Source organism: Cytobacillus sp. C11.1 (assembly GCF_058145115.1).
The window spans coordinates 4,212,973-4,237,434 of record NZ_CM176935.1 but is presented as its reverse complement, the minus strand read 5'-3'; the positions used below and the strand labels follow the sequence as shown (position 1 = coordinate 4,237,434).

The window sequence follows — 24,462 nt, the reverse complement described above, 5'->3', positions numbered from 1 at the left end:
CAAAGGCGCTTGAGGTTTCTAAATCTACATATGGAGGTTCTTATGAGCAGCCCTAAATACAAACGCGTGGTCTTAAAATTAAGTGGTGAAGCTTTAGCAGGAGAGCAAGGTTTCGGAATAAATCCTTCTGTAATTAAATCGATTGCTGTTCAGGTCAAGGATCTGGCTGACTTAGGTGTTGAGGTAGCTGTAGTTGTTGGCGGCGGAAACATCTGGCGCGGCAAAATCGGAGAGGAAATGGGGATGGACAGAGCAAATGCCGACTATATGGGCATGCTTGCTACTGTCATGAACTCACTTGCATTACAGGATAGCCTGGAAAATCTCGGCGTAGAAACAAGGGTTCAAACGTCTATTGAAATGAGACAGGTTGCTGAACCATATATCCGCAGAAGAGCGATCCGCCATCTTGAGAAAAAACGGGTTGTAATCTTTGCTGCGGGAACCGGTAACCCTTACTTCTCGACTGATACAACAGCTGCATTAAGAGCTGCAGAAATTGAAGCAGAAGTGATTTTGATGGCTAAAAACAATGTGGATGGCGTGTACTCAGCAGACCCTCGCATTGACAAAAATGCCAAGAAATATGACGAGCTTTCCTATCTTGATGTATTGAAGGAAGGTTTGGCTGTTATGGATTCAACAGCATCCTCTTTATGCATGGATAACAATATTCCGTTAATTGTATTTTCAATCATGGAAACAGGCAATATTAACCGCGCCGTATTGGGTGAAACAATTGGAACAATCGTTAGGGGGAAAAAATAATGCCAAAACAAGTTATTGCAGATGCAAAAGAAAGAATGACAAAAGCAATTGCAGCATATACACGTGAGCTTGCAAGTATCCGTGCCGGTAAGGCAAATGCTTCTTTGCTTGATCGAATCACAGTAGATTACTATGGTGCTCCAACACCTGTTAACCAGCTTGCAGGAGTATCTGCTCCTGAAGCACGTCTTTTAGTTATTACGCCATATGATAAAACAATTCTTGGCGAAATTGAGAAGGCGATCCTAAAGTCTGATATTGGCCTGAATCCTTCCAATGACGGCAGTGTGATCAGGCTGGCTATTCCTCAGCTGACTGAAGAGCGCCGTAAAGAGCTTGTAAAGGTTGTGAAAAAGGAATCTGAAGAAGCGAAAGTGGCGATCCGCAACGTGCGCCGCGATGCCAATGATGATCTTAAAAAGCTTGAAAAAAGCGGGGAAATCACAGAAGATGACCTTCGCGGATTCTCTGATGATATTCAAAAGCTTACTGATGAACATATCAGCAAGATCGATGCCATTACAAAGGATAAAGAAAAAGAAATCCTTGAAGTTTGATTTTGCCATATATGACGAACCCTCTATCAATAGGGGGTTTTTTTACACTTTGGGAAATAACTATACTTATTGAAGCGCGGCTCTTTATGCTGGCAGTATAGGAACATCCCTAAGAGGCTTACCGGCAAATTCTTAATTTTGTTTTGAATACATACTCTTTTATAGAGATATATTTTTTTATTTTTGGTATGATATTAGCATGCGGAAATAGGAAATATCATAATTTTACCAGTTGAAAATAATCTCTAAAAGATACAATTATTATAAATTAGCAGGACGGATGTCCAGCTTAGGCGCATTGCGCTTTTCTGATTTATCTTTTATCGGAGGATTAACCTATTTTAAAGGAGCAGTCATATGTTTGATAAAATGAAGTTATGGAAGTCCCAAAACAGTTCTTCCGATTTCCGAGAGAGAGTAGAAAAAATGAAGGAACTGCAAATACCTGAACATGTAGCCATTATCATGGACGGGAATGGCAGATGGGCCAAAAAAAGAGCCCTTCCAAGAATTGCGGGACATCATGAAGGCATGAAGGTTGTCCGGAAAATCACAAAGTTTGCCAATGAAATTGGTGTAAAAACCTTAACGTTATATGCCTTCTCTACGGAAAATTGGAAGAGGCCCAAAATGGAAGTTGACTTTCTTATGAAATTGCCTGAGGAATTTTTGGGGACTTTCCTACCGGAGCTGGTCGAGGAAAATGTGCAGGTGAGAATGATTGGCTATATGGATCACTTGCCTGCCCATACCCGCAATGCAGTCGCTAAAGCGATGGAAGAGACAAAAAACAATACGGGGCTGGTATTAAACTTTGCGCTTAATTATGGCAGCAGAGCGGAAATACTTGAAGCTGTCAAGCATGTCTTAAAAGATTGCAAAAGTGGTATAATGGATGAAAATGACTTAAATGAAGAGAAGTTTTCATCGTATCTTATGACAAGCGGGCTTAAAGACCCCGATTTGTTAATTCGAACAAGCGGTGAAATCAGGCTTAGTAACTTTATGCTCTGGCAGCTCGCGTACACTGAATTTTGGTTTACAGATGTATTGTGGCCGGATTTTGATGAAGAGCAAATGCTGGAAGCGATTGAGGTATTCCAAAACCGGCAGCGGCGTTTTGGGGGAGTACAATAAAGGTGTTGAAAATTTAATGAAGCAACGAGTAATCACAGCGATCATTTTTGGGGCGGTTTTGCTCCCGGTTATTATTTATGGCGGCATGCCGATGATTATACTGGCATATTTGCTGGCGTCAATTGCGCTATATGAATTATTAAGAATGAGGAAATTAAGTTTGTTTTCTATTCCGGGAATTATTTCCTTATTATTATTATGGGTTTTTCTTTTGCCAAGAGAATTTCAGCCGATCCTCGATGATTTAAATTATACTAAAATTGAGGTAGCCCTTTTTGGTGTTCTGCTATTTTTAACTTATACTGTTGCAACGAAAAATAAGTTTACGTTTGATGATGTAGCATTTTCGATCATGTCTACCTTGTATGTAGGGATAGGGTTTTATTATTTTATGGAAACCCGCTTTGCAGACGAAGGCTTGACTTATATCTTTTTTGCTCTATTCCTTATTTGGGCAACAGATTCAGGTGCCTATTTTATAGGCAAGTCTATGGGCAAGCGCAAGCTATGGCCTGAAATTAGCCCCAACAAAACAGTGGAAGGTTCGCTGGGAGGCGTGATTTGTGCGCTTGCAGTTGCCGTATTGTTTATTATTTTCTCAAATATAGAAGAGTCCCTGATCGGGCTTTTAATTATTACTGCAATACTATCTGTATTTGGTCAGATAGGCGACCTGGTTGAATCTGCATTAAAGCGTCATTATGATGTAAAGGACTCTGGAAATATCCTGCCTGGCCACGGCGGTATCCTGGACCGCTTTGACAGCTTATTGTTTGTATTGCCATTGCTCCATTTTTTTCACTTGCTATAAAGAATAAATGAAAGCATCTTTCAATTGGTTAATAGCAGCAATTGAAAGATGAAGATAAGATTTGCTTTTTTCCACAGGAGGAGACTATGAAATATATTAGTTTAATGGGTGCAACAGGTTCAATTGGAATACAAACCCTTGATATAATAAGGGAGCACCCTGAAGATTTTAAGCTTGCGGCAATGTCTGCCGGCAGAAATATAGATCTGGCCAGGAAGATTATCCGCGATTTTAAACCGGAGCTTGTTTCAGTTTCAGAAAAAAAATTCGCAGATACTCTTAAAGCTGAGTTCCCCGGCATAACATTTACATATGGACATAATGGTTTGATAGAGGTGGCAGTTTACCCGAAATCAGATATTCTGGTTAATGCAGTATTGGGAAGTGTAGGACTTGATCCGACTTTGCAGGCAATTGAGGAAAAGAAAACAATTGCGATTGCAAATAAAGAAACACTTGTAACAGCCGGCCACCTTGTCATGGAAGCAGCACAACGGAATGGTGTTAAGCTTCTTCCAGTAGACAGCGAACACTCTGCTATTTTCCAATCCTTGCAGGGAGAGAAGGAGAAGAATATTGAAAGGCTCATTTTGACAGCTTCTGGCGGAAGTTTCAGAGACCGTACCCGCAAGGAACTAGAAAATGTTACGGTTGAAGAAGCGCTAAATCATCCAAATTGGTCAATGGGAGCGAAAATTACCATTGATTCTGCCACAATGATGAATAAAGGGCTTGAAGTAATTGAGGCCCATTGGCTCTTTTCCATGGATTACAGCAAAATAGATGTTTTGCTCCACAAGGAAAGCATTATTCATTCTATGGTAGAGTTCCATGACAGCAGCGTTATTGCACAGCTGGGTACCCCGGATATGAGAGTCCCCATACAATATGCACTAACCTATCCTGACAGGCTGCCGCTTCCTTCAGCTAATAGGCTGAACCTTGCTGAAATTGGAAAACTCCATTTTGCAGAAATGGATTTCGGGCGTTTCCGCTGTCTGCAGTATGCTTATGAAGCAGGCAAAGCCGGCGGTACAATGCCATCCGTACTTAATGCAGCAAATGAAGCTGCTGTTGCTGCCTTCTTAGATGGAAAGATAACATTCTTGCAAATAGAAGACTTCATCGAAAGAGCATTGAGCAACCATGAAAATATCTCCAATCCAAGTCTTGCCCAGATTCAGGAGACAGATTTGGAAACGAGAAAATATGTAAACTCGCTTCTATAAGCTTGAGTTCAAACGCTGAAGCTGCTTTAGGGAAATTTTGAAGCGGAATGAGCGGCTGAAATGGCTGCCATGGATCGTTTTCAGCGAGATTTGAACAACCTCTAAACAAAGGTGGTTAAAACTTGAGTACAGTAATAGCCTTTATCGTTATATTTGGGGCGTTGGTCTTTTTCCATGAACTAGGACATTTAATTTTTGCTAAAAGAGCAGGAATCCTTTGCCGGGAGTTTGCTATAGGCTTTGGACCGAAAGTGTTTTCATTTAAGAAAGATGAAACAGTATATACCATACGCCTTCTTCCAATCGGCGGATTTGTTCGCATGGCCGGAGAAGACCCCGAAATGGTAGAAATCAAGCCCGGATACCGCATTGGTTTGATCCTGGATGGTAACGAAGAAGTAAGTAAGATTATTTTGAATAATAAAGATAAATATCCAGAAGCAAGAATCATTGAGGTTGAACAAGCTGATATTGAGCACGACCTTGTGGTTAAAGGGTATGTGGAGGGCGAAGAGGAAGAAATACTCAAAGTGTTTAAGATCAAACCTTCCGCCGTCTTAATTGAAGATGGGGCAGAGACACTGATTGCTCCATATGACCGCCAATTTGCTTCAAAGACATTGGGGCAAAGAACGATGGCGATATTCGCCGGCCCCATGATGAACTTTGTGCTTGCGTTTTTCGTATTTGTGTTAATTGCTTTATTGCAAGGAATACCAACAAATGAGCCTGCACTTGGGAAACTGACTCCTGATGGGGCAGCCTATGAGGCTGGCCTGAAGGAAGGGGATATTGTCCACAGTGTTGATGGAGCTGAAATTTCAAGCTGGTCTGATGTTGTTGAAATTATCCGTCAAAACCCGAATGAAGAGCTCGAATTCTTGGTGGACAGAAATGGCGATGAGCTAACCATTCCGGTTACACCAAAGATTCAGGATGTTGAAGGAGAAAAAATTGGGATTATCGGTGTTTACAGCCCTATGGAAAAATCACCGTTAAAGGCCATTACCTACGGAGCAAAAGAAACGTATTTCTGGACAAAAGAAATCTTTATCATGCTTGGTAAACTGGTAACAGGACAGTTCTCAATTGATGCTTTATCAGGTCCTGTAGGCATCTATGTTTCTACAGATACAGTTGCCAAATCAGGAATCTATTATCTGATGAAATGGGCGGGCATTCTGAGTATCAACCTTGGGATTATGAACTTGCTCCCAATCCCTGCGCTTGACGGCGGAAGATTGATGTTCTTTGCTGTTGAAGCTGTAAGAGGTAAACCGATTGACCGTCATAAAGAGGGAATGGTTCACTTTATTGGCTTTGCCCTTTTGATGCTGTTAATGCTTGTGGTCACTTGGAATGATATCCAAAGATTTTTCCTGTAAATTTCACTAAAGTTGCATGAAAAAGAAGGGTAAAGTCTTCGGCTTTCCGGAAATCAGCCAATGCCGATTTTCCGGATGGGCAGGGATTGCCCTTCTTTTATTCAAAATAGGATGCCGGCTGAGCTGGCTTACATATTGATAATAAAAATAGAGGTGCTATTAAATGAAACAAAGCATGACGCTTATTCCTACTCTTAAAGAAGTACCAGCAGATGCAGAAATACGCAGCCATCAATTATTGCTTAGAGCGGGCTTTATCCGCCAAAATGCAAGCGGAATATACAGCTATATGCCATTGGCTAAGAAAGTCCTGCAAAAAGTTGAAGCAATTATCAGGGAAGAAATGGATAATGCGGGAGCTTCTGAGCTTCTAATGCCAGCTCTTCAGCAGGCTGAATTATGGCAGGAATCGGGACGCTGGTATACATACGGACCTGAACTTATGAGGATGAGGGACCGCCATGAGCGTGAATTCGCACTGGGTGCTACTCACGAAGAAGTGATAACTAGCCTTGTTCGTGATGCTGTAAAGTCATATAAGAAATTGCCATTGGCGCTTTACCAGATCCAGACCAAATTCCGTGATGAAAAACGCCCTCGATTCGGACTTCTTCGCGGCCGTGAATTTATCATGAAGGATGCATACTCCTTCCATTCTTCAGCGGAAAGCCTTGATGAAATGTATGACAAGCTCTTCACAGCTTACTCCAATGTATTTAGACGCTGCGGATTGAATTTTAGAGCGGTTATTGCCGACTCAGGTGCAATGGGCGGTAAAGACACACATGAATTTATGGTCCTGTCAGATGTAGGGGAAGACACGATTGCGTATTCTGATACGTCGGATTATGCTGCCAATATTGAAATGGCACCAGTCATTGCTGATTACAAGAAGAGTGATCAGGAAACTAAAGAACTTGAGAAGGTAGCAACAGAAAACCAGAAAACGATTGACGAGGTATCGTCTTATTTAAACGTTGCAAAAGAGCAATGCATTAAGTCACTTCTTTTTAAAGTGGATGAAAAATATGTTCTTGTTCTTGTGCGCGGAGACCATGAAGTAAATGACATCAAGCTGAAAAATCTGCTTGATGCTGCCGCGGTAGATCTTGCAGGAGCTGAAGAAACAAAGCAAGTGCTAGGATGTGCGGTAGGATCATTAGGGCCAATCGGTGTAAAGGATATTGATGTTGTTGCCGATCAAGCAGTAGAAGCAATTGTTAATGGAGTTTGCGGCGCCAATGAAGAGGGTGCCCATTATATAAATGTTAACCCAGACCGTGACTTTAATGTCAGCCAATATGCAGATCTTCGGTTCATTCAAGAGGGGGACCCTTCTCCAGATGGACAAGGTACAATCCAATTTGCCAAGGGTATTGAAGTTGGCCATATTTTTAAGCTGGGCACACGTTACAGTGAAGCGATGGAAGCAGCTTACTTAGATGAAAACGGCAGAACCCAGCCTATGATTATGGGATGTTATGGTATAGGCGTATCGCGGACAATGGCTGCGGTTGCTGAGCAATTCAATGATGAAAATGGATTTGTTTGGCCGAATGCGCTTGCACCATATGACCTTCACCTGATTCCTATTAATATGAAGGATGAATCTCAGGCTGTTCTAGCAGAGGAATTATATTCTACGCTAAAGCAAAATCGCTATGAGGTTTTAATGGATGATCGCCAGGAACGTCCAGGGGTCAAATTTGCAGATTCTGATCTTATCGGTTTGCCAATCCGTATTACTGTTGGCAAAAAGGCTTCAGAAGGAATTGTTGAAGTAAAGGTGAGGAAAACAGGCGACATGCAGGAAATCCATAAAGATCAGCTTGCAGAAAAAATTGCTGAAATGATGTCAGCACTTTAAGCTGGATTAACAGGCTCCTATTTAAAGCCGATAATGTATCCTTATTATGTTTGACTTGATAAACGGATTCCAAGACGGGATCCGTTTTTTCAATCACAAGAAGATATTTGAAGTTTCTAAGACGTGTCTATATGTTATAATTAAGTTCGTCTGTCAATCTGGCTACGTATATAGCCTAATGAATTTACAATATTGTTTATTTAAAAATTTAAGGCTGTTTTCGCAAAGTTTGTTGCCTTTTTGAAGGAAAACGCATTTTAACAAACTTAGTTGATTGTAGCGGAGGGCACTTGATCCTCGAATTCCTTCGTGCGGTGTTTATTCAGGGAAGCAAATTCAGTGTCCTGCGGGAGGAGAGGGAAGTGCGAGACCCCACAGGCGAAGCCGAGGAGGCTCGGAACCCTCCCCGCGGGTTCGCTGAGTGCCCGCAGCGGAAATCAACGAATTCATAAACAAAAACTACAATCTTGAGAAAAGAGCCATTAACAAGATCCATTTAAAAACAACAATCCTTTGAAAAGAACCAAATTAAAAAATAGAGACATAGATTATTTATTTGATGGGAGAGAGAAAGATGAGCGAACCGTCTAGATTCCAGCTCTTGCTCCAGCAGATGCAGCTTACCGAAGATGCCTTTGTTCAACACTTTCATGATGCCCAGATTGAAAGGGTCGTAGTGGAAAGACAGTCGAGGAAATGGCATTTTTATTTTGTCTTTCCTCGCATTTTGCCTTGCAGTGTCTATAGCCGCTTTACAGATCAGCTGGAAAAGTCATTTTCCCATATTGCAGAAATCTCTTATAGCATTTCTGTGAAAAATCAGGATTTTACTGAAAAGCTTGTTCTTGAATACTGGCACAGCTGCATTCAGGAGATGGATGGCATGGCACCACCGCTAATCAAGCTCTTGAATGAACAAGTTCCTTCTGTACAGGGCAATAAGATTATCATCAAGGTGCGAAATGAGTTGGAAGGACTTTCAATTAAAAAGAAATATGCTGGCACTATTTCAGATGTACTTCAGCTATTTGGGTTTCCAGCATTGGTAATTGATACAGAGGTTTCAGCAGAAGGCTCTAATGAAGAATATGAAAAGTTCATGGAGGCAAAACGGAAAGAGGACCAGGAGCGGGGACTACAGGCAGCAATTGAAATGCAAAAGAAAGAAGCTGAAGCAGAATCAGCTGATAATTCAGCTCCTAAGGGCCCTCTAACAATCGGTCTTACGATTAAAGATGATGCGGATTATCGCAAATTGATCGATATAGTAGATGAAGAGCGGCGAGTAGCGATTGAAGGATACGTTTTTGCCGCTGAAACAAGGGAGCTCCGGAGCGGCAGAACACTATTAACTTTTAAAGTTACTGACTACACTAGCTCTATTCTCGTAAAGATGTTCTCGCGTGACAAAGAGGATGCAGCCCTTTTCCAGCATGTTCAGAAAGGCATGTGGGTTAAGGTGCGCGGCAGCATACAGAATGATACCTTTGTCCGTGACCTGGTCATGATTGGCAATGATATCAATGAAATTAAGCCTATTCAAAGGCAGGATACTGCTCCTGCAAATGAAAAAAGAGTGGAACTGCATCTTCACACCCCAATGAGCCAGATGGATGCCGTGTCATCAGTGAGCGCATTGGTTTCCCAAGCAAAAAAATGGGGGCATAAAGCAATAGCCATTACAGACCACGCAGTAGCCCAATCATTCCCTGAAGCATACGGTGCAGGGAAAAAGAATGACATCAAAATTCTATATGGAATCGAAGCTAACCTTGTTGATGATGGTGTGCCGATTGCTTATAACGACGCCCATCGCAAACTAACTGAAGATACGTATGTGGTTTTTGACGTTGAAACAACAGGTTTATCAGCCGTTTACGATACCATCATCGAGCTTGCGGCTGTAAAGATACATGATGGTGAAATCATTGACCGGTTTGAGTCTTTTGCAAATCCTCATCATCCGCTTTCCGCCACAACCATTAATTTGACAGGAATAACGGATGATCTGGTTGAAAATGCACCGGAAGTTGAAGAGGTTCTGCAAAATTTCCATGAGTGGGCAGGGGATGCTGTTTTGGTAGCCCATAACGCCTCATTCGATATGGGTTTCCTGAATGTCGGCTATAAAAAGATCGGCATAGGGAAGGCGCCTAATCCGGTTATTGATACGCTGGAGCTTGCCCGCTTTTTATATCCGGACATGAAAAACCATCGTCTGAATACACTGGCAAAAAAGTTTGACGTTGAACTTACCCAACACCACCGCGCTATCTACGATGCCGAAGCTACAGGTTATCTGCTTTTAAAAATGCTGAAGCATGCAGATGAAAAAGGGATCGAATTCCATGATCAATTTAATGATAATATGGGCCAGGGTAATGCTTATCAGCGGGCAAGACCATACCATTGCACTTTGCTTGCTCAGACAGAAACAGGCTTGAAAAACCTTTTTAAGCTCGTATCAATTGCTCATATGGAGTACTTTTACAGAGTTCCCCGTATACCGAGATCTGTACTGCAAAAGCATCGTGAAGGAATTTTGGTTGGATCCGCCTGTGACAAAGGTGAAGTTTTTGAAGGCATGATGCAGAAGTCTCCTGATGAAGTGGAAGATACGGCGCAATTCTATGATTATCTTGAAGTCCATCCGAAAGAAGTATATGCCCATCTTTTGGAGCTTGAACTGGTTAGAGATGAAAAAGCGCTGGAGGAGATTATCGGTAATATTGTTAAGCTTGGGGACAAGCTGGGACTTCCGGTAGTGGCTACAGGAAATGTACATTATCTTAACCCTAATGATAAAATCTATCGAAAGATTCTCGTTAATTCCCAGGGAGGAGCTAATCCGCTGAACCGCCATAAGTTGCCTGATGTTCACTTCAGGTCAACGAATGAAATGCTCGATGCCTTCTCTTTCCTCGGAAAAGAGAAAGCGAAAGAAATAGTAGTAGAGAATACCAATAAAATTGCCGATATGATTGATGAGATAAAACCGATCAAGGATGATCTGTATACGCCTAAAATCGAAGGCGCAGATGAAGAAATGCGCAGCATGAGTTATGGGATGGCCAGGAAAATTTATGGAGATCAGCTTCCGGAAATTGTGGAAGCCCGCCTGGAAAAAGAGCTGAAGAGTATTATCGGCCATGGCTTTGCCGTTATTTATCTAATTTCACACAAGCTCGTAAAAAAATCACTGGATGATGGCTATCTCGTTGGTTCACGTGGGTCAGTCGGATCCTCGTTCGTAGCTACCATGACGGAAATTACTGAAGTGAACCCCCTGCCTCCGCATTACGTTTGCCCGGAATGCAAAACATCCGAGTTTTTCAACGACGGTTCAGTAGGATCAGGCTTTGACTTGCCTGATAAGGATTGTCCGAATTGCGGTGCAATATATAAAAAAGATGGACATGATATCCCATTTGAAACCTTCCTTGGGTTTAAAGGGGACAAAGTTCCCGATATCGACTTGAACTTCTCGGGCGAATATCAGCCGAGAGCCCATAACTATACAAAAGTTCTGTTCGGGGAAGATTATGTCTATCGTGCAGGAACAATAGGAACTGTTGCGGATAAGACAGCTTACGGGTATGTAAAAGCTTATCAGCAGGATAACAACCTGCAAATAAGGGGAGCGGAAATTGACAGGCTGGCTTCCGGCTGTACCGGAGTAAAACGGACAACCGGACAGCATCCAGGCGGTATTATCGTTGTTCCAGATTACATGGATATCTACGATTTCTCCCCAATCCAGTTCCCTGCAGATGATCGGACATCCGAATGGAAAACAACTCACTTTGACTTCCACTCCATTCACGATAATCTTCTGAAACTGGATATACTTGGACACGATGATCCTACGGTCATCAGGATGCTGCAGGATCTTAGCGGAATTGATCCAAAAACAATTCCTACTGACGACCCTGAAGTGATGAAGATTTTTAGCGGGCCGGAATCCCTTGGGGTTACAGAGGAGCAAATCATGTGCAAAACGGGAACGCTAGGAATACCAGAGTTTGGTACACGGTTTGTCCGCCAAATGCTTGAAGATACAAAACCGACGACTTTCTCTGAACTTGTTCAGATTTCGGGCCTGTCTCATGGTACTGATGTATGGCTCGGCAATGCCCAGGAATTGATTCATAACAACATCTGCAATCTGAGTGAAGTTATCGGCTGCCGTGATGATATAATGGTTTATTTAATCTATCAGGGACTCGAGCCTGCATTTGCATTTAAAATAATGGAATCAGTCCGTAAGGGTAAGGGCCTGAGCGATGAAATGGAAGCAGAAATGAGAAAGAATGAAGTGCCGGAATGGTATATTGATTCCTGTAAAAAGATAAAATACATGTTCCCTAAAGCCCATGCCGCAGCCTATGTATTGATGGCGGTAAGGATCGCTTACTTTAAGGTCCACCATCCGCTTATGTACTACGCTGCATACTTCACTGTCCGCGCAGAAGACTTCGATGTAGATGCCATGGTTAAGGGTTCACAGGCAATCCGGGCCCGTATTGATGAAATCAATGCAAAGGGGCTTGATGCCTCAACAAAAGAAAAAAACCTTTTAACAGTAATGGAACTGGCCCTGGAAATGAATGAAAGAGGTTTTAACTTCCAGAAAGTAGACTTATACAGGTCAAGCGCCAATGAGTTTATTATCGATGGAAACTCCTTAATCCCGCCTTTTAACTCAATTCCAGGCCTGGGAACAAATGCGGCCTTCAATATTGTTAAAGCAAGAGAGGAAGGAGAGTTCCTTTCCAAGGAAGATTTGCAGCAGCGCGGTAAAGTATCTAAGACCATTATTGAGTATTTAGATAATCACGGTTGCCTGGAATCACTTCCTGATCAAAACCAACTGTCTCTTTTCTAGTTTAAAGAACAGGAGAAAATGGGCTTGGCATGGTCTAAACCCTTGTGCTGACAGCCATTCCATTTGCATAAAAAATTTGGTTATGGTATAGTTTTATTGGAAATACTAAGAATAACTCTCGCAAAAGGAAGAGTGGGGCAACCCACTCTTTCGTGTTGTGTACGGTTTTTTCCTGAATATCTAAATAAAATTATGAAAAAACAAGAGCTAAGAATCCAAGTTAAAGGAGGGAAATGAATGAGCAAAGTGACTGAAACGGTAGAAGAATTAGTCACCCCTATAGTGGATGAGCTTCATTTAGAATTAGTCGACATTGAATATGTAAAAGAAGGGAAAGACTGGTTCCTTCGCGTATTTATTGATAAAGAAACTGGTGTTGATATTGAGGAATGTGGAGTAGTAAGCGAAAGGCTAAGTGAAAAGCTTGATGCTGCAGATCCGATTCCTTACAACTATTTCTTGGAAGTTTCATCGCCGGGAGCTGAACGCCCTCTAAAAAAAGAACAGGATTTTGTGAAAGCAATCGGCAAAAATGTCTTCATTAAAACATACGAACCGATTGATGGAGAAAAGACGTTCGAAGGTGTTTTAACACAATTTGACGGTGAGACCGTTACCGTTGAAGTTAAAATTAAAACCCGAAAGAAAAGTGTGGAAATTCCTTATGAGAAGGTAGCCAATGCCCGTTTAGCCGTTGTCTTTTAATGACGGCCTATTGCGGGCTTGCTTATTAATAAGCGGTGTGGAGGTTTTTAGCACCATGTTAAATGGAGTAAAAAATCAACAGCCAGACTAACAGAGCCGTTAATTAAGCTAATTTGCTATTCGGCATATTGGGACTTCGCTTTTTCCGACCATTTTTTAAAAGAGAAATAAAAGGGGGATATAAATCTCATGAGCAGTGAACTTTTGGATGCTCTGACATTGCTTGAGAAAGAAAAAGGCATTTCTCGCGATGTGATTATCGAAGCAATTGAAGCGGCATTGGTGTCAGCCTACCGCAGAAACTTTAACCAGGCGCAAAATGTGCGTATCGATTTAAACCTTGGAAATGGAACAATGAGAGTATTTGCCCGCAAAGAAGTAGTAGACGAAGTGTTTGATCCACGTCTTGAAATCTCTGTGGAAGACGCTCAAAAAATCAATCCTAACTACCAGGTGGAAGATGTTGTAGAAATGGAGGTAACACCTAAGGATTTTGGGCGCATTGCTGCCCAGACTGCCAAACAGGTTGTTACACAGCGTGTCCGTGAAGCGGAAAGAGGCATCATTTATTCTGAATTTATCGACCGTGAAGAAGATATCATGACGGGAATTGTCCAGCGTACAGATCCTAAGTTCATCTATGTGAGTCTTGGCAAAATTGAAGCGATCCTTCCTGCTAATGAACAAATGCCGAATGAGCACTACAAGCCCCACGATCGCATTAAGGTCTTTATCACAAAAGTTGAAAAAACAACAAAGGGACCGCAAATCTTTGTAAGCAGAACACATCCTGGATTGCTAAAAAGATTATTTGAAATTGAAGTTCCTGAAATCTATGATGGAACTGTAGAAATCAAGTCTGTTGCCCGTGAAGCTGGAGACCGTTCCAAGATCTCAGTTCATTCTGACAATGAAGAAGTGGATCCGGTAGGTTCTTGTGTAGGGCCTAAAGGAACGCGTGTCCAGGCGGTAGTAAACGAGCTAAAGGGCGAAAAAATAGATATTGTTAAATGGTCATCAGATCCTGTCGTATTTGTTGCCAATGCGCTAAGCCCTTCAAAAGTGCTTGATGTTATCGTGAATGAAGGTGACAAAGCGACAACTGTTGTCGTACCTGATTACCAGCTTTCATTGGCGATCGGCAAGCGGGGCCAAAATGCAAGGCTGGCGGCTAAACTAACTGGCTGGAAGATTGACATCAAATCAGAAACAGAGGCTCGCGAATCGGGGATTTATCCGCGTGAGGAAACATTGTTGAATTTTGACCATGATGAGTATGAAAACGAAGAGTATGATAGTGATGCAGACTTCGCTTTTCAGGAAGACCTTTTAGAGGATAAAGAATAGAGAAAGAGGTGAATGATCGTGAACAGCCGTAAAAAAGTTCCTTTGCGAAAATGTGTCGCTACCGGTGAAATGAGACCGAAAAAAGAACTCGTTCGCATCGTTCGCTCCAAAGAAGGAGAAGTTTCTGTAGACCCGACCGGAAAAAAATCAGGGCGCGGCGCTTATCTTTCCAAAGAAAAGGAAGCAGTGTTACTAGCCAAAAAGAGGAATATCTTAGCCAATCAATTAGAAGTTTCCATAGATGAATCTATTTATGAAGAACTCTTGGAGTTAATAGAGAAGGAGAAACGGCAATCCAAATGAACTCAACTAAATGGATGTCATTGCTTGGCTTAGCCAATCGGGCACGGAAAATTTCTTCGGGAGAAGAGCTTGCTGTTAAAGATATCAAAAACGGCAAAGCAAGGCTTGTTTTGCTGTCTGCAGATGCATCCGCAAATACGGCAAAAAAGGTTACAGATAAATGTAAATCATACGGGGTTCCATATAAGCTGATTGAAAACCGGGATATGCTCGGCCAAGCTATAGGGAAAGAAGCCCGGGTTGTTGTGGCAGTATTAGATGCCGGATTTGCAAAAAAGCTGTTAACGTTGCTCGATTAATACTAGCGGGGGTGTAAGTATGAGTAAAATGCGCGTTTATGAATATGCGAAAAAACATAACATTTCAAGCAAGGATGTTATTACTAAATTAAAAGACATGAATATTGAGGTTTCAAACCATATGACAACAATTGAGCCGGCTGCTGTACAAAAGCTTGACGGCATTTTCAGCAAAAAAGATGGCCAACAGCCTCAAAACCAGCAAAAACAACAAGGGAGTCCAAAACCGGCTTCCAATAAGACTGATGATAAAAATACATCAGGCCAAAAAGGAAAGCCTCAAACTAAGTCCGGTGAAGGGAAAAGCCAGGGACAGGCCAACCAGTCCAATAAAAACTTCTCCGGCAACAACCGAGGCAATAACAACAATAATAGAAACAATAATAACAACAGAAATAATAACAGAAACAACAATAAGAACAAAAATAACAAAGGCAAACAACAGCAGACTCAGGCAGCCCCAGCTCCTAAGAAAGTGAAGGAGCTTCCTTCAAAAATTACTTTCAGCGAATCACTGACTGTAGCGGAACTGGCAAAGAAGCTGCACCGCGAACCTTCGGAAATTATTAAAAAGCTTTTCATGCTTGGCGTTATGGCAACAATTAATCAGGAACTTGACAAAGATGCCATCGAATTGATTGCTGGTGAATATGGGGTTGAAGTAGAAGAAGAAGTTTTAGTTGATACAACTGATCTTGAAGTATACTTCACAGAAGATGAGGATGCGGAGTTAATTGAACGTCCATCTGTTGTTACAATTATGGGCCACGTTGACCATGGTAAAACAACTTTGCTTGACTCCATCCGCAATACAAAGGTAACTGCTGGTGAAGCCGGAGGCATCACCCAGCATATTGGTGCTTACCAGGTTGAAGAAAATGGCAAAAAGATTACATTCCTAGATACACCGGGACATGCTGCATTTACAACAATGCGTGCCCGCGGAGCGAAAATTACAGATATCACGATTCTGGTTGTTGCAGCAGATGATGGTGTAATGCCTCAGACAGTTGAAGCAATTAACCATGCAAAAGCAGCAGAGGTGCCAATTATTGTGGCTGTAAACAAAATGGATAAAGAAGGGGCAAACCCTGATCGAGTCATGCAGGAACTTACTGAGCATGGCCTTGTTCCTGAAGCATGGGGCGGAGATACAATCTTTGTTCCAATTTCAGCTATTAAGGGTGAAGGAATTGACGAGCTTCTTGAAATGATTCTGCTAGTCGGTGAAGTGGAAGAATATAAAGCAAATCCTGGCCGCAATGCAGTTGGAACAGTTATCGAAGCGCAGCTTGACAAAGGCCGCGGTTCAGTAGCTACACTTCTCGTACAGAACGGTACATTGAAGGTTGGGGACCCGATCGTTGTCGGAAACACATTTGGCCGTGTTCGTGCAATGGTGAATGATCTTGGCCGCCGGGTTAAAACTGCCGGACCGTCTACACCTGTAGAAATCACGGGGCTAAATGATGTACCGCAGGCTGGTGACAGATTTGTTGTCCTTGATGATGAAAAGACAGCCCGCCAGGTTGGTGAAGCTCGTGCGTCGCAGGCATTGCAGGCACAGCGCAACGAAAAAACACGCGTAAGTCTTGATAACTTGTTTGAACACATGAAACAAGGGGAAATGAAAGACTTAAACATCGTCGTAAAAGCCGATGTTCAAGGTTCAGCTGAAGCTTTAACAGCTGCCCTAAACAAAATCGATGTTGAAGGTGTTAATGTACGAATCCTTCATACTGGTGTGGGTGCCATAAATGAGTCCGATATCACATTGGCTGCAGCCTTCAATGCCATTGTAATTGGATTTAACGTCCGCCCTGACAATAATGCGAAACGTGCAGCAGAAGCAGAAGACGTCGATATCCGCTTGCACCGCATTATCTACAAAGTAATTGAGGAGATTGAACTGGCGATGCAGGGGATGCTTGACCCAGAGTTCGAAGAAAAAATCATCGGGCAAGCTGAAGTCCGCCAGACTTTCAAAGTTTCCAAAATCGGTACAATTGCCGGTTCGTATGTTACAGATGGAAAGATTACGCGTGACAGCGGTGTCCGTCTAATTCGCGATGGTGTTGTTATCTTCGAAGGGGAAGTAGATGCACTTAAGCGATTCAAAGATGACGCTAAAGAAGTTGCACAGGGATATGAGTGCGGTATTACCATTAAAAACTACAATGACGTAAAAGAAGGCGACGTTATCGAAGCATATATTATGCAGGAAGTGGAACGTTAATGATAATTGGCCTTGCTGCCTGTGAATGTATCATTTATGACACACATTCATTAAAAGAAAAACGTGCTGTTTTGCAGCGGATACTTACCCGCTTGAAACAAAGATACAATGTTTCTGTATCCGAGGTGGATTACCAGGATCTATGGCAAAGAACAAAAATTGCCATTGTGGCTGTTTCGTCCACCCAGGTTTCTACGGAACATGAGCTGCAAAATGCGCTGAAAATGATTGATTCGTTCCCTGAAATTGAACGGACCATTACTGATTTAGAGTGGCTTTAAGAAGAGGTGAAATAGAAATGAGCCTTAGAGCAAATCGAGTTGGAGAACAAATGAAGAAAGAACTGGGCGAAATTATCGGCCGGAAAATAAAGGATCCGCGGGTTGGATTTGTTACGGTAACAGATGTTCAAGTTACTGGTGACCTCCAGCAGGCAACAGTATTTATCTCTGTTTTGGGTGATGAGGAGCAGAGAGAAAATACACTTCGCGGACTGGCTAAAGCAAAAGGCTTTATCCGATCAGAAATCGGCCAGAGAATTCGGCTTCGAAAAACACCGGAAATCCTGTTTGAATTTGATGAATCCATTGACTACGGTAACCGTATTGAGTCATTGCTTCATCAGATACAGGATGAAGGCCGTTCCAAAGACGAAGATTCCGCCAAAGACGAAGAATAATTTTTAATGGATAGACATTAGTCTATCCATTTTTTTCTAAAATGAGGTGATACATAATGGAAGGGATTTTACCGCTTTATAAACCAAAAGGAATGACATCCCATGATTGTGTCTTCAGGCTGCGCAAGATTTTAAGGATGAAAAAAATCGGCCATACCGGAACACTCGATCCGGATGTAACTGGAGTTCTTCCCATTTGTCTTGGCAGGGCAACGAAGGTGGCAGAGTACATAACAGATGCAGGGAAGTCTTATGAAGGTGAAGTAACGATTGGCTTTTCCACTACAACGGAAGATGCATCAGGTGAAGTGGTGGAGCGGAAAGATGTAAATGCACCAATTACCCGAGAACAAATACTGGCTGTATTGAGAAACCTAACTGGTGAAATAACACAGACGCCGCCAATGTTTTCAGCTGTTAAAGTAAATGGCAAAAGGCTATATGAATATGCAAGACAGGGAATTGAAGTAGAAAGGCCCTCAAGGCAAGTCCATATTTATTCGATTGAGCTTTTGGATGACAGAGCTGATTTTACAGGTAAGAACATCACCTTCCGATTCCGTGTGGCCTGCAGCAAAGGGACATATATCCGGACACTCGCTGTCATGATCGGAAGCGACCTTGGTTACCCGGCACATATGTCAGAGCTTGTAAGAATTAAGTCCGCAGCTCTTACACTGGAAGATTGTTTAACTTTTGAAGAGATTGAAGATCGGGTGGAAAAAGGAAATTTTACCGAGGTTCTCCGGCCTATGGAAGCCGCGCTTTCTCATTTGCCGAAATTTCAAATAAGTGATAAAGTAGCAGAGAAAGTAAAAAATGGGGCGGTATTAACTATCCCTGATCATTTGCTTGACACCAAAGGTCCTATAGCCATTGAAACTCTTGACGGCTTTGTGTTAGCTATATATGAACATCACCCTAGGAAACAGGGTTTGATGAAGCCTGTAAAAGTGTTAAGAAATGATATTTAAAGTCCTTGTTTAAAAAGAGGGTCTTTTTGGGCATTCTTAAAGGTCTAGGCTCTGTAGAGAAAAGGTGAAATTAAAGCATGGAAGTAATTCATATTAAGCATCCCCATAATATAGAAAAGAATAACATGCCTGAGATGGCAATAGCACTTGGATATTTTGATGGAGTGCATCGCGGTCACCAAAAAGTCATTCTCCAAGCAAAAGCAATTGCTGGACAAAAAGGTTTAAAAAGTGCGGTTATGACATTTGATCCCCATCCTTCAGTGGTATTGGGAAAAAGTGTTCAGCATGTAGAATATATTACGCCTCTCCAGGATAAAATCAGCATAATCGCAAATTTGGGCGTCGACTATTTATTTGTCGTCCATTTTACAAGAGAATTTGCAAATCTTTTGCCGCAGGAATTCGTTGATCACTATTTGATCGCCCTTAATGCAAAACATGTGGTTGCAGGCTTTGATTATTCATATGGCCGCATGGGCCGCGGTACAATGGAAACACTTTTGTTTCATTCAAGAGGCCAATTCGAATATTCTGTTATTGAAAAGCTTTCCAATGGAGATGAAAAAATAAGCTCCACACTTATACGAAAATACATCCGGCAAGGGAAAACAGATGAACTTCCGGAGCTTTTGGGGAGGCATTATACTACTTCCGGAGTGGTCGTTCATGGCGATAAAAGAGGGCGGACAATCGGTTTTCCAACCGCGAATATCGATCTTTTAGATGAATATATCCTTCCGCCGGTCGGTGTTTACTCCGTAAGGCTTTTAACGGACGGCAAATGGCATGAAGGTGTATGCAATGTTGGCTATAAACCCACCTTCAATAATGAAAAAGAGGACAAGCCATCGGTAGAAGTTCATATATTTGATTTCTCCGAAGATATTTATGGCCGGAAAGTTACAGTTGAATGGCATAGGCATCTAAGAAGCGAGCAAAAATTTTCGGGTGTTCAGGAATTGATCGGCCAAATCGGAAAAGATAAACAGCATGCAATGCAATATTTTGAGAAAAACAGGGTTTAGCCTTGCTTTTTGTCACAAAAAGTTGTATTCTTAGTAACGTACCAAATGAACCTTTGCTTGGCAAGTCGAGTCACCGACGCTTGCTCAGTAACAGGGGATTGAAAAATTAGGAGGTGAACCGGATGGCAATCACTAAAGAACGTAAAAATGAGCTAATCAATGAGTTCAAAACTCATGAAAGCGACACTGGATATCCAGAAGTTCAAATCGCTGTCCTTACTGAAGAAATCAACAATTTGAACGACCATTTACGTACTCATAAGAAAGACCACCATTCACGTCGCGGTCTTTTGAAAATGGTTGGTAAGCGTCGTAACCTATTGACTTACCTTCGTAACAAAGATGTTGCACGTTACCGTGAGTTAATCAATAAGCTTGGCTTACGTCGATAATCAACAGAAGCGGGATTTTTTCCCGCTTTTTTATTAGCTTTAAAAAGTTGAATTTTGTTCCAAATCATGTGCTTTTTACTAGCACTGTCCACCTTCACAAACAAGGCTTTGACATAATTTTCTTCGCAAGGCTAATAGCGTTTGCTTTTAGGAGGAGGCGCCATCGGCTCAAGGGACTTGCCGCCGATAAGCGGGGGTCATACGCTTTTCTTTTGTACATACATAATCTTTTCTTATTTTAGCGGGCGGGAAAACTGTGCATACTATAATATGCATATTTTATTTATGATTTAAGAGCATCTAATGCTTTTCTATATAAAAACTAAATCTGCTGCAGGTACAGTTCAGATTTTAGTTAGCTAGGAGCATTGGAGGGTAATGCAAGTACAAGGACTTTAGTGCCTTGTCCAGGATTATCGGTAGCCAATGCAGGATAAATAATGATTGAATAGGCCAGGCAGATGAGACGCCGGTCTTCAAGTGAATTGCAGAGAGGGGTAAAAATATGGGACAAGATAAACATGTCTACAGCCTGGACTGGGCTGGGCGCAAATTGACCGTTGAAATTGGCCAGCTGGCTAAGCAGGCTAACGGTGCTGCTTTAGTGCGCTATGGAGATACTGTAGTTCTTAGTACAGCTACAGCATCAAAAGAACCGAAAAACCTGGATTTCTTTCCACTGACAGTGAACTACGAGGAACGTTTATATGCAGTTGGTAAAATCCCGGGCGGTTTTATTAAGAGAGAGGGCCGTCCAAGCGAGAAAGCGATTTTGGCTAGCCGCTTAATTGATAGGCCGATCAGACCATTATTTGCTGACGGATTCAGAAATGATGTACAAGTAGTCAGCATGGTCATGAGTGTAGACCAAAACTGTTCATCCGAGATGGCTGCAATGTTTGGTTCGTCATTGGCGCTTTGCGTTTCTGATATACCTTTCGGAGGACCGATTGCCGGAGTAAGTGTCGGCCGTATTGATGGCGAATTCATTATCAACCCATCTGTGGACCAGGCAGAAAAGAGCGACATCAGTCTTGTTGTTGCCGGAACAAAGGATGCGATCAACATGGTTGAAGCTGGTGCGGAAGAAGTACCGGAAGAGATTATGCTTGAAGCCATCATGTTTGGCCATGAAGAAATTAAACGCCTGATCGCCTTCCAGGAAGAGATTGCGGCTGAGATTGGCAAAGAGAAAATGGAAGTAGTTTTATACCAGGTTGACCAGGATCTTGAGGCTGAAGTGCGCGGCATCTGTGAGAAGGATATGATTGCTGCAATTCAAGTGCAGGAGAAACATGCGCGTGAAGCTGCCATAAAAGCTGTAAAAGAAGAAATTACAGCTAAATATGAAGCAGAAGAAGCGGATGACGACAAGCTTAAGCAAATCAAGCAAATCCTTGATAAAATTGTAAAAGCAGAAGTGCGCCGTTTAATTACTGAAGACAAAGTACGCCCTGATGGCCGAGGCCTGGATGTAATCCGCCCGCTATCTTCTGAAGTTGACTTGCTTCCTCGTACTCATGGCTCGGGATTATTTACGCGCGGACAAACACAGGCCCTGAGCATTTGTACATTGGGTGCACTTGGAGACGTTCAGATTCTGGATGGTTTGGGAATTGAAGAAGAAAAGAGATTTATGCACCACTATAACTTCCCTAACTTCAGTGTGGGCGAGACAGGTCCAATTAGAGGACCGGGCCGTCGTGAAATCGGACATGGTGCTCTGGGTGAGCGTGCATTGGAACCGATTATTCCATCTGAGAAAGACTTCCCATATACGATCCGACTTGTTTCGGAAGTATTGGAATCAAATGGTTCAACATCCCAGGCAAGTATTTGTGCAAGTACTTTGGCGATGATGGATGCAGGTGTTCCGATTAAAGCCCCAGTAGCAGGTATTGCAATGGGACTTATTAAATCAGGAGAGCATTACTCCATTTTAACTGATATCCAGGGTATGGAAGACCACCTTGGCGACATGGACTTCAAAGTTGCAGGAACTTCCAAGGGTGTAACTGCCCTTCAAATGGATATTAAAATTGAAGGCCTATCCCGTGAAATCCTTGAGGAAGCACTTCAGCAGGCGAAAAAAGGCCGCATGCAGATTCTTGACTCCATGCTGAGCACGATTGAACAGCCGAGAAAAGAGCTTTCCGAATATGCTCCTAAGATCTTAATGATGTCAATTAATCCTGATAAAATCCGTGATGTTATTGGACCAAGCGGCAAGCAAATCAATAAGATCATCGAAGAAACAGGTGTTAAAATCGATATCGAGCAGGATGGAACTGTTTTCATTTCTTCAGTAGACGAAGCGATGAACCAAAAAGCGAAAAAAATCATCGAAGACATCGTACGTGAAGTTGAAGTTGGACAAATGTACCTAGGCAAGGTAAAACGAATTGAAAAATTCGGTGCATTTGTTGAAATTTTCGCTGGAAAAGACGGATTAGTCCACATTTCCGAACTTGCTGAAGAGCGTGTTGGAAAAGTGGAAGACGTGGTATCCATTGGTGACGAACTTTTAGTAAAAGTAACTGAAATTGATAAGCAGGGCCGCGTAAACCTTTCCCGCAAAGCGGTATTGCGTGAACAGCGTGAGCAAAAGGAAAAAGCTCAGCAGTAATAAAGAAAATCGGAAGAAGCAGCAGCCTGCTGAAATTCCAATAAAGCCAGGGGAAACCCTGGCTTTTTACATATTTAAATTCTTGAGGTTTCGGCTGTCTAAATACATAACTTTGCAAAACCCATTCGTTCTACCTTGTCCCTTCAAATCATAATATGAATGGAAGGAGGCATGCAGAATGAGAAAGTTTATCCATATTGCTATTATGTTTGTTATCGCATTAGTGTTTGTCAATAACCCGCTTACAGATCAATACGTTGCAGGATTGAAAGAGGACTCGGGGGCAGTGGCGGTGTCAAAGCCTCAAGACTCCCTTTATGATGAAATAGAGGCTAAAGCAGCCGAATACAGCATACCTGCTCAGGATGCAAAAATAGATCCCGTCTGGAAAGCCATACCAGGCTACAATGGAATTGCAGTTGATGTTAAGACATCCTATAAAAAGATGAAGGCAGGGAAAAAGTTTAACGAAGAAAAGCTTGTTTTTAAACAGGTGGAACCTAAAGTAAAGCTAAGTGATCTTCCCCCGGCTCCTGTATATAAAGGCCATCCTGATAAACCAATGGTCAGTTTCATAATAAATGTTGCGTGGGGAAATGAATATTTATCAGGAATGCTTGCCACTTTGAAAAAGCATAATGTATCTGCGAGTTTTTTCCTAGAAGGAAGATGGGTAAAGAATAATCCGGAGCTTGCCAGATTGATCATGGATGCCGGCCATGAAGTTGGCAATCACTCATATACTCATCCAGATATGAAAGTGATATCTTCTGCAAAGGCAAGGGAAGAAATCCAGAAGACCAACGATGTAATTGAAGCCACCATGGCTGAAAATACGCGTAAGCAGATTACATGGTTTGCCCCGCCAAGCGGGAGCTATAGAGACGAAATTGTCAAAATTGCGGCACAAGAAAACCTCGGTACGGTTATGTGGACAGTTGATACAGTAGATTGGAAAAAGCCATCACCAGAGCAGCTAATTAATCGGGTTTTAAGCAAGGTTCATAATGGGGCATTAATTTTAATGCACCCGACTGATTCGACTGAAAAATCGCTGAATCAATTAATCTTGGGTCTAAAGCAGAAAAATCTCCAAATTGGGACGGTTTCTGAACTATTAAGTGAAAATAGAATCCAGAATCGGGAAAATAATAATCAGGGTTTTGGAAAAAATAACATTAATGATATAAACTAATGGAAGCGTATGTCTAGGGTTTCAGAACAGGAGGAATTT

Annotated in this window: 20 protein-coding genes; all 20 read left to right on the top strand. The window is 42.2% G+C overall.

What is annotated here, in order from left to right:
- Nucleotides 1-42: 42 nt before the first annotated feature.
- Nucleotides 43-768: a UMP kinase gene (pyrH, locus tag AC3ZVC_RS20910; RefSeq protein WP_490065070.1), complete on the top strand. Its 726-nt coding sequence runs from the start codon at nucleotides 43-45 to the stop codon at nucleotides 766-768.
- Nucleotides 768-1,325 (top strand): ribosome recycling factor, encoded by a 558-nt coding sequence (frr, locus tag AC3ZVC_RS20905; RefSeq protein WP_490065069.1) that lies wholly within the window; start codon nucleotides 768-770, stop codon nucleotides 1,323-1,325. The genes pyrH and frr overlap by 1 nt, the downstream gene beginning before the upstream one ends.
- A 357-nt stretch (nucleotides 1,326-1,682) precedes the next feature.
- Nucleotides 1,683-2,462, top strand: a complete 780-nt coding sequence (uppS, locus tag AC3ZVC_RS20900) for an undecaprenyl pyrophosphate synthase (RefSeq protein ID WP_490065068.1) — start codon at nucleotides 1,683-1,685, stop codon at nucleotides 2,460-2,462.
- A 16-nt stretch (nucleotides 2,463-2,478) separates the two neighbouring features.
- Entirely contained in the window at nucleotides 2,479-3,273 is a 795-nt protein-coding gene (locus AC3ZVC_RS20895; protein ID WP_490065067.1) for a phosphatidate cytidylyltransferase, read from the top strand.
- Nucleotides 3,274-3,359: 86 nt separating this feature from the next.
- Nucleotides 3,360-4,502 (top strand): 1-deoxy-D-xylulose-5-phosphate reductoisomerase, encoded by a 1,143-nt coding sequence (locus tag AC3ZVC_RS20890; RefSeq protein ID WP_490065066.1) that lies wholly within the window; start codon nucleotides 3,360-3,362, stop codon nucleotides 4,500-4,502.
- Between the two features lie 122 nt (nucleotides 4,503-4,624).
- On the top strand, nucleotides 4,625-5,887 hold the full coding sequence (gene rseP / locus AC3ZVC_RS20885) for an RIP metalloprotease RseP (protein WP_490065065.1): 1,263 nt from the start codon (nucleotides 4,625-4,627) through the stop codon (nucleotides 5,885-5,887).
- A 163-nt stretch (nucleotides 5,888-6,050) separates the two neighbouring features.
- Nucleotides 6,051-7,754 carry a proline--tRNA ligase gene (locus AC3ZVC_RS20880; RefSeq protein WP_490065064.1) on the top strand — a complete coding sequence of 568 codons (1,704 nt, stop codon included), beginning with the start codon at nucleotides 6,051-6,053 and terminating at the stop codon, nucleotides 7,752-7,754.
- Nucleotides 7,755-8,328: 574 nt separating this feature from the next.
- Nucleotides 8,329-12,639 (top strand): PolC-type DNA polymerase III, encoded by a 4,311-nt coding sequence (locus tag AC3ZVC_RS20875; protein ID WP_490065063.1) that lies wholly within the window; start codon nucleotides 8,329-8,331, stop codon nucleotides 12,637-12,639.
- Nucleotides 12,640-12,876: 237 nt separating this feature from the next.
- A complete protein-coding gene (gene rimP / locus AC3ZVC_RS20870) occupies nucleotides 12,877-13,344 on the top strand; it encodes a ribosome maturation factor RimP (protein WP_214725800.1) in 468 nt (155 codons plus the stop codon).
- A gap of 189 nt (nucleotides 13,345-13,533) precedes the next feature.
- Entirely contained in the window at nucleotides 13,534-14,691 is a 1,158-nt protein-coding gene (nusA, locus tag AC3ZVC_RS20865; RefSeq protein ID WP_490065062.1) for a transcription termination factor NusA, read from the top strand.
- A gap of 18 nt (nucleotides 14,692-14,709) precedes the next feature.
- Nucleotides 14,710-14,994, top strand: coding sequence for an RNase P modulator RnpM (gene rnpM / locus AC3ZVC_RS20860; RefSeq protein WP_490065061.1), 285 nt, complete (start codon nucleotides 14,710-14,712; stop codon nucleotides 14,992-14,994).
- The gene (locus tag AC3ZVC_RS20855; protein WP_490065060.1) at nucleotides 14,991-15,293 is read left to right on the top strand and encodes a YlxQ family RNA-binding protein; all 303 of its coding nucleotides are present in this window, start codon (nucleotides 14,991-14,993) and stop codon (nucleotides 15,291-15,293) included. The genes rnpM and AC3ZVC_RS20855 overlap by 4 nt, the downstream gene beginning before the upstream one ends.
- Before the next feature lie 19 nt (nucleotides 15,294-15,312).
- A complete protein-coding gene (gene infB, locus AC3ZVC_RS20850) occupies nucleotides 15,313-17,529 on the top strand; it encodes a translation initiation factor IF-2 (RefSeq protein WP_490065059.1) in 2,217 nt (738 codons plus the stop codon).
- Nucleotides 17,529-17,810 carry a DUF503 domain-containing protein gene (locus AC3ZVC_RS20845; protein ID WP_009330702.1) on the top strand — a complete coding sequence of 94 codons (282 nt, stop codon included), beginning with the start codon at nucleotides 17,529-17,531 and terminating at the stop codon, nucleotides 17,808-17,810. Before infB ends, AC3ZVC_RS20845 begins: the two co-directional genes overlap by 1 nt.
- 17 nt (nucleotides 17,811-17,827) lie before the next feature.
- Nucleotides 17,828-18,208, top strand: coding sequence for a 30S ribosome-binding factor RbfA (gene rbfA, locus AC3ZVC_RS20840; RefSeq protein WP_110065649.1), 381 nt, complete (start codon nucleotides 17,828-17,830; stop codon nucleotides 18,206-18,208).
- A gap of 56 nt (nucleotides 18,209-18,264) precedes the next feature.
- Nucleotides 18,265-19,182 (top strand): tRNA pseudouridine(55) synthase TruB, encoded by a 918-nt coding sequence (truB, locus tag AC3ZVC_RS20835; RefSeq protein WP_490065058.1) that lies wholly within the window; start codon nucleotides 18,265-18,267, stop codon nucleotides 19,180-19,182.
- Between the two features lie 77 nt (nucleotides 19,183-19,259).
- A complete protein-coding gene (gene ribF / locus AC3ZVC_RS20830; RefSeq protein WP_490065057.1) occupies nucleotides 19,260-20,210 on the top strand; it encodes a bifunctional riboflavin kinase/FAD synthetase in 951 nt (316 codons plus the stop codon).
- Nucleotides 20,211-20,332: 122 nt separating this feature from the next.
- Nucleotides 20,333-20,602, top strand: a complete 270-nt coding sequence (rpsO, locus tag AC3ZVC_RS20825; protein WP_490065056.1) for a 30S ribosomal protein S15 — start codon at nucleotides 20,333-20,335, stop codon at nucleotides 20,600-20,602.
- A 505-nt stretch (nucleotides 20,603-21,107) separates the two neighbouring features.
- Nucleotides 21,108-23,228: a polyribonucleotide nucleotidyltransferase gene (pnp, locus tag AC3ZVC_RS20820; RefSeq protein WP_490065055.1), complete on the top strand. Its 2,121-nt coding sequence runs from the start codon at nucleotides 21,108-21,110 to the stop codon at nucleotides 23,226-23,228.
- Between the two features lie 178 nt (nucleotides 23,229-23,406).
- Nucleotides 23,407-24,423 (top strand): polysaccharide deacetylase family protein, encoded by a 1,017-nt coding sequence (locus tag AC3ZVC_RS20815; protein ID WP_490065054.1) that lies wholly within the window; start codon nucleotides 23,407-23,409, stop codon nucleotides 24,421-24,423.
- The last annotated feature ends 39 nt before the right edge of the window (nucleotides 24,424-24,462 follow it).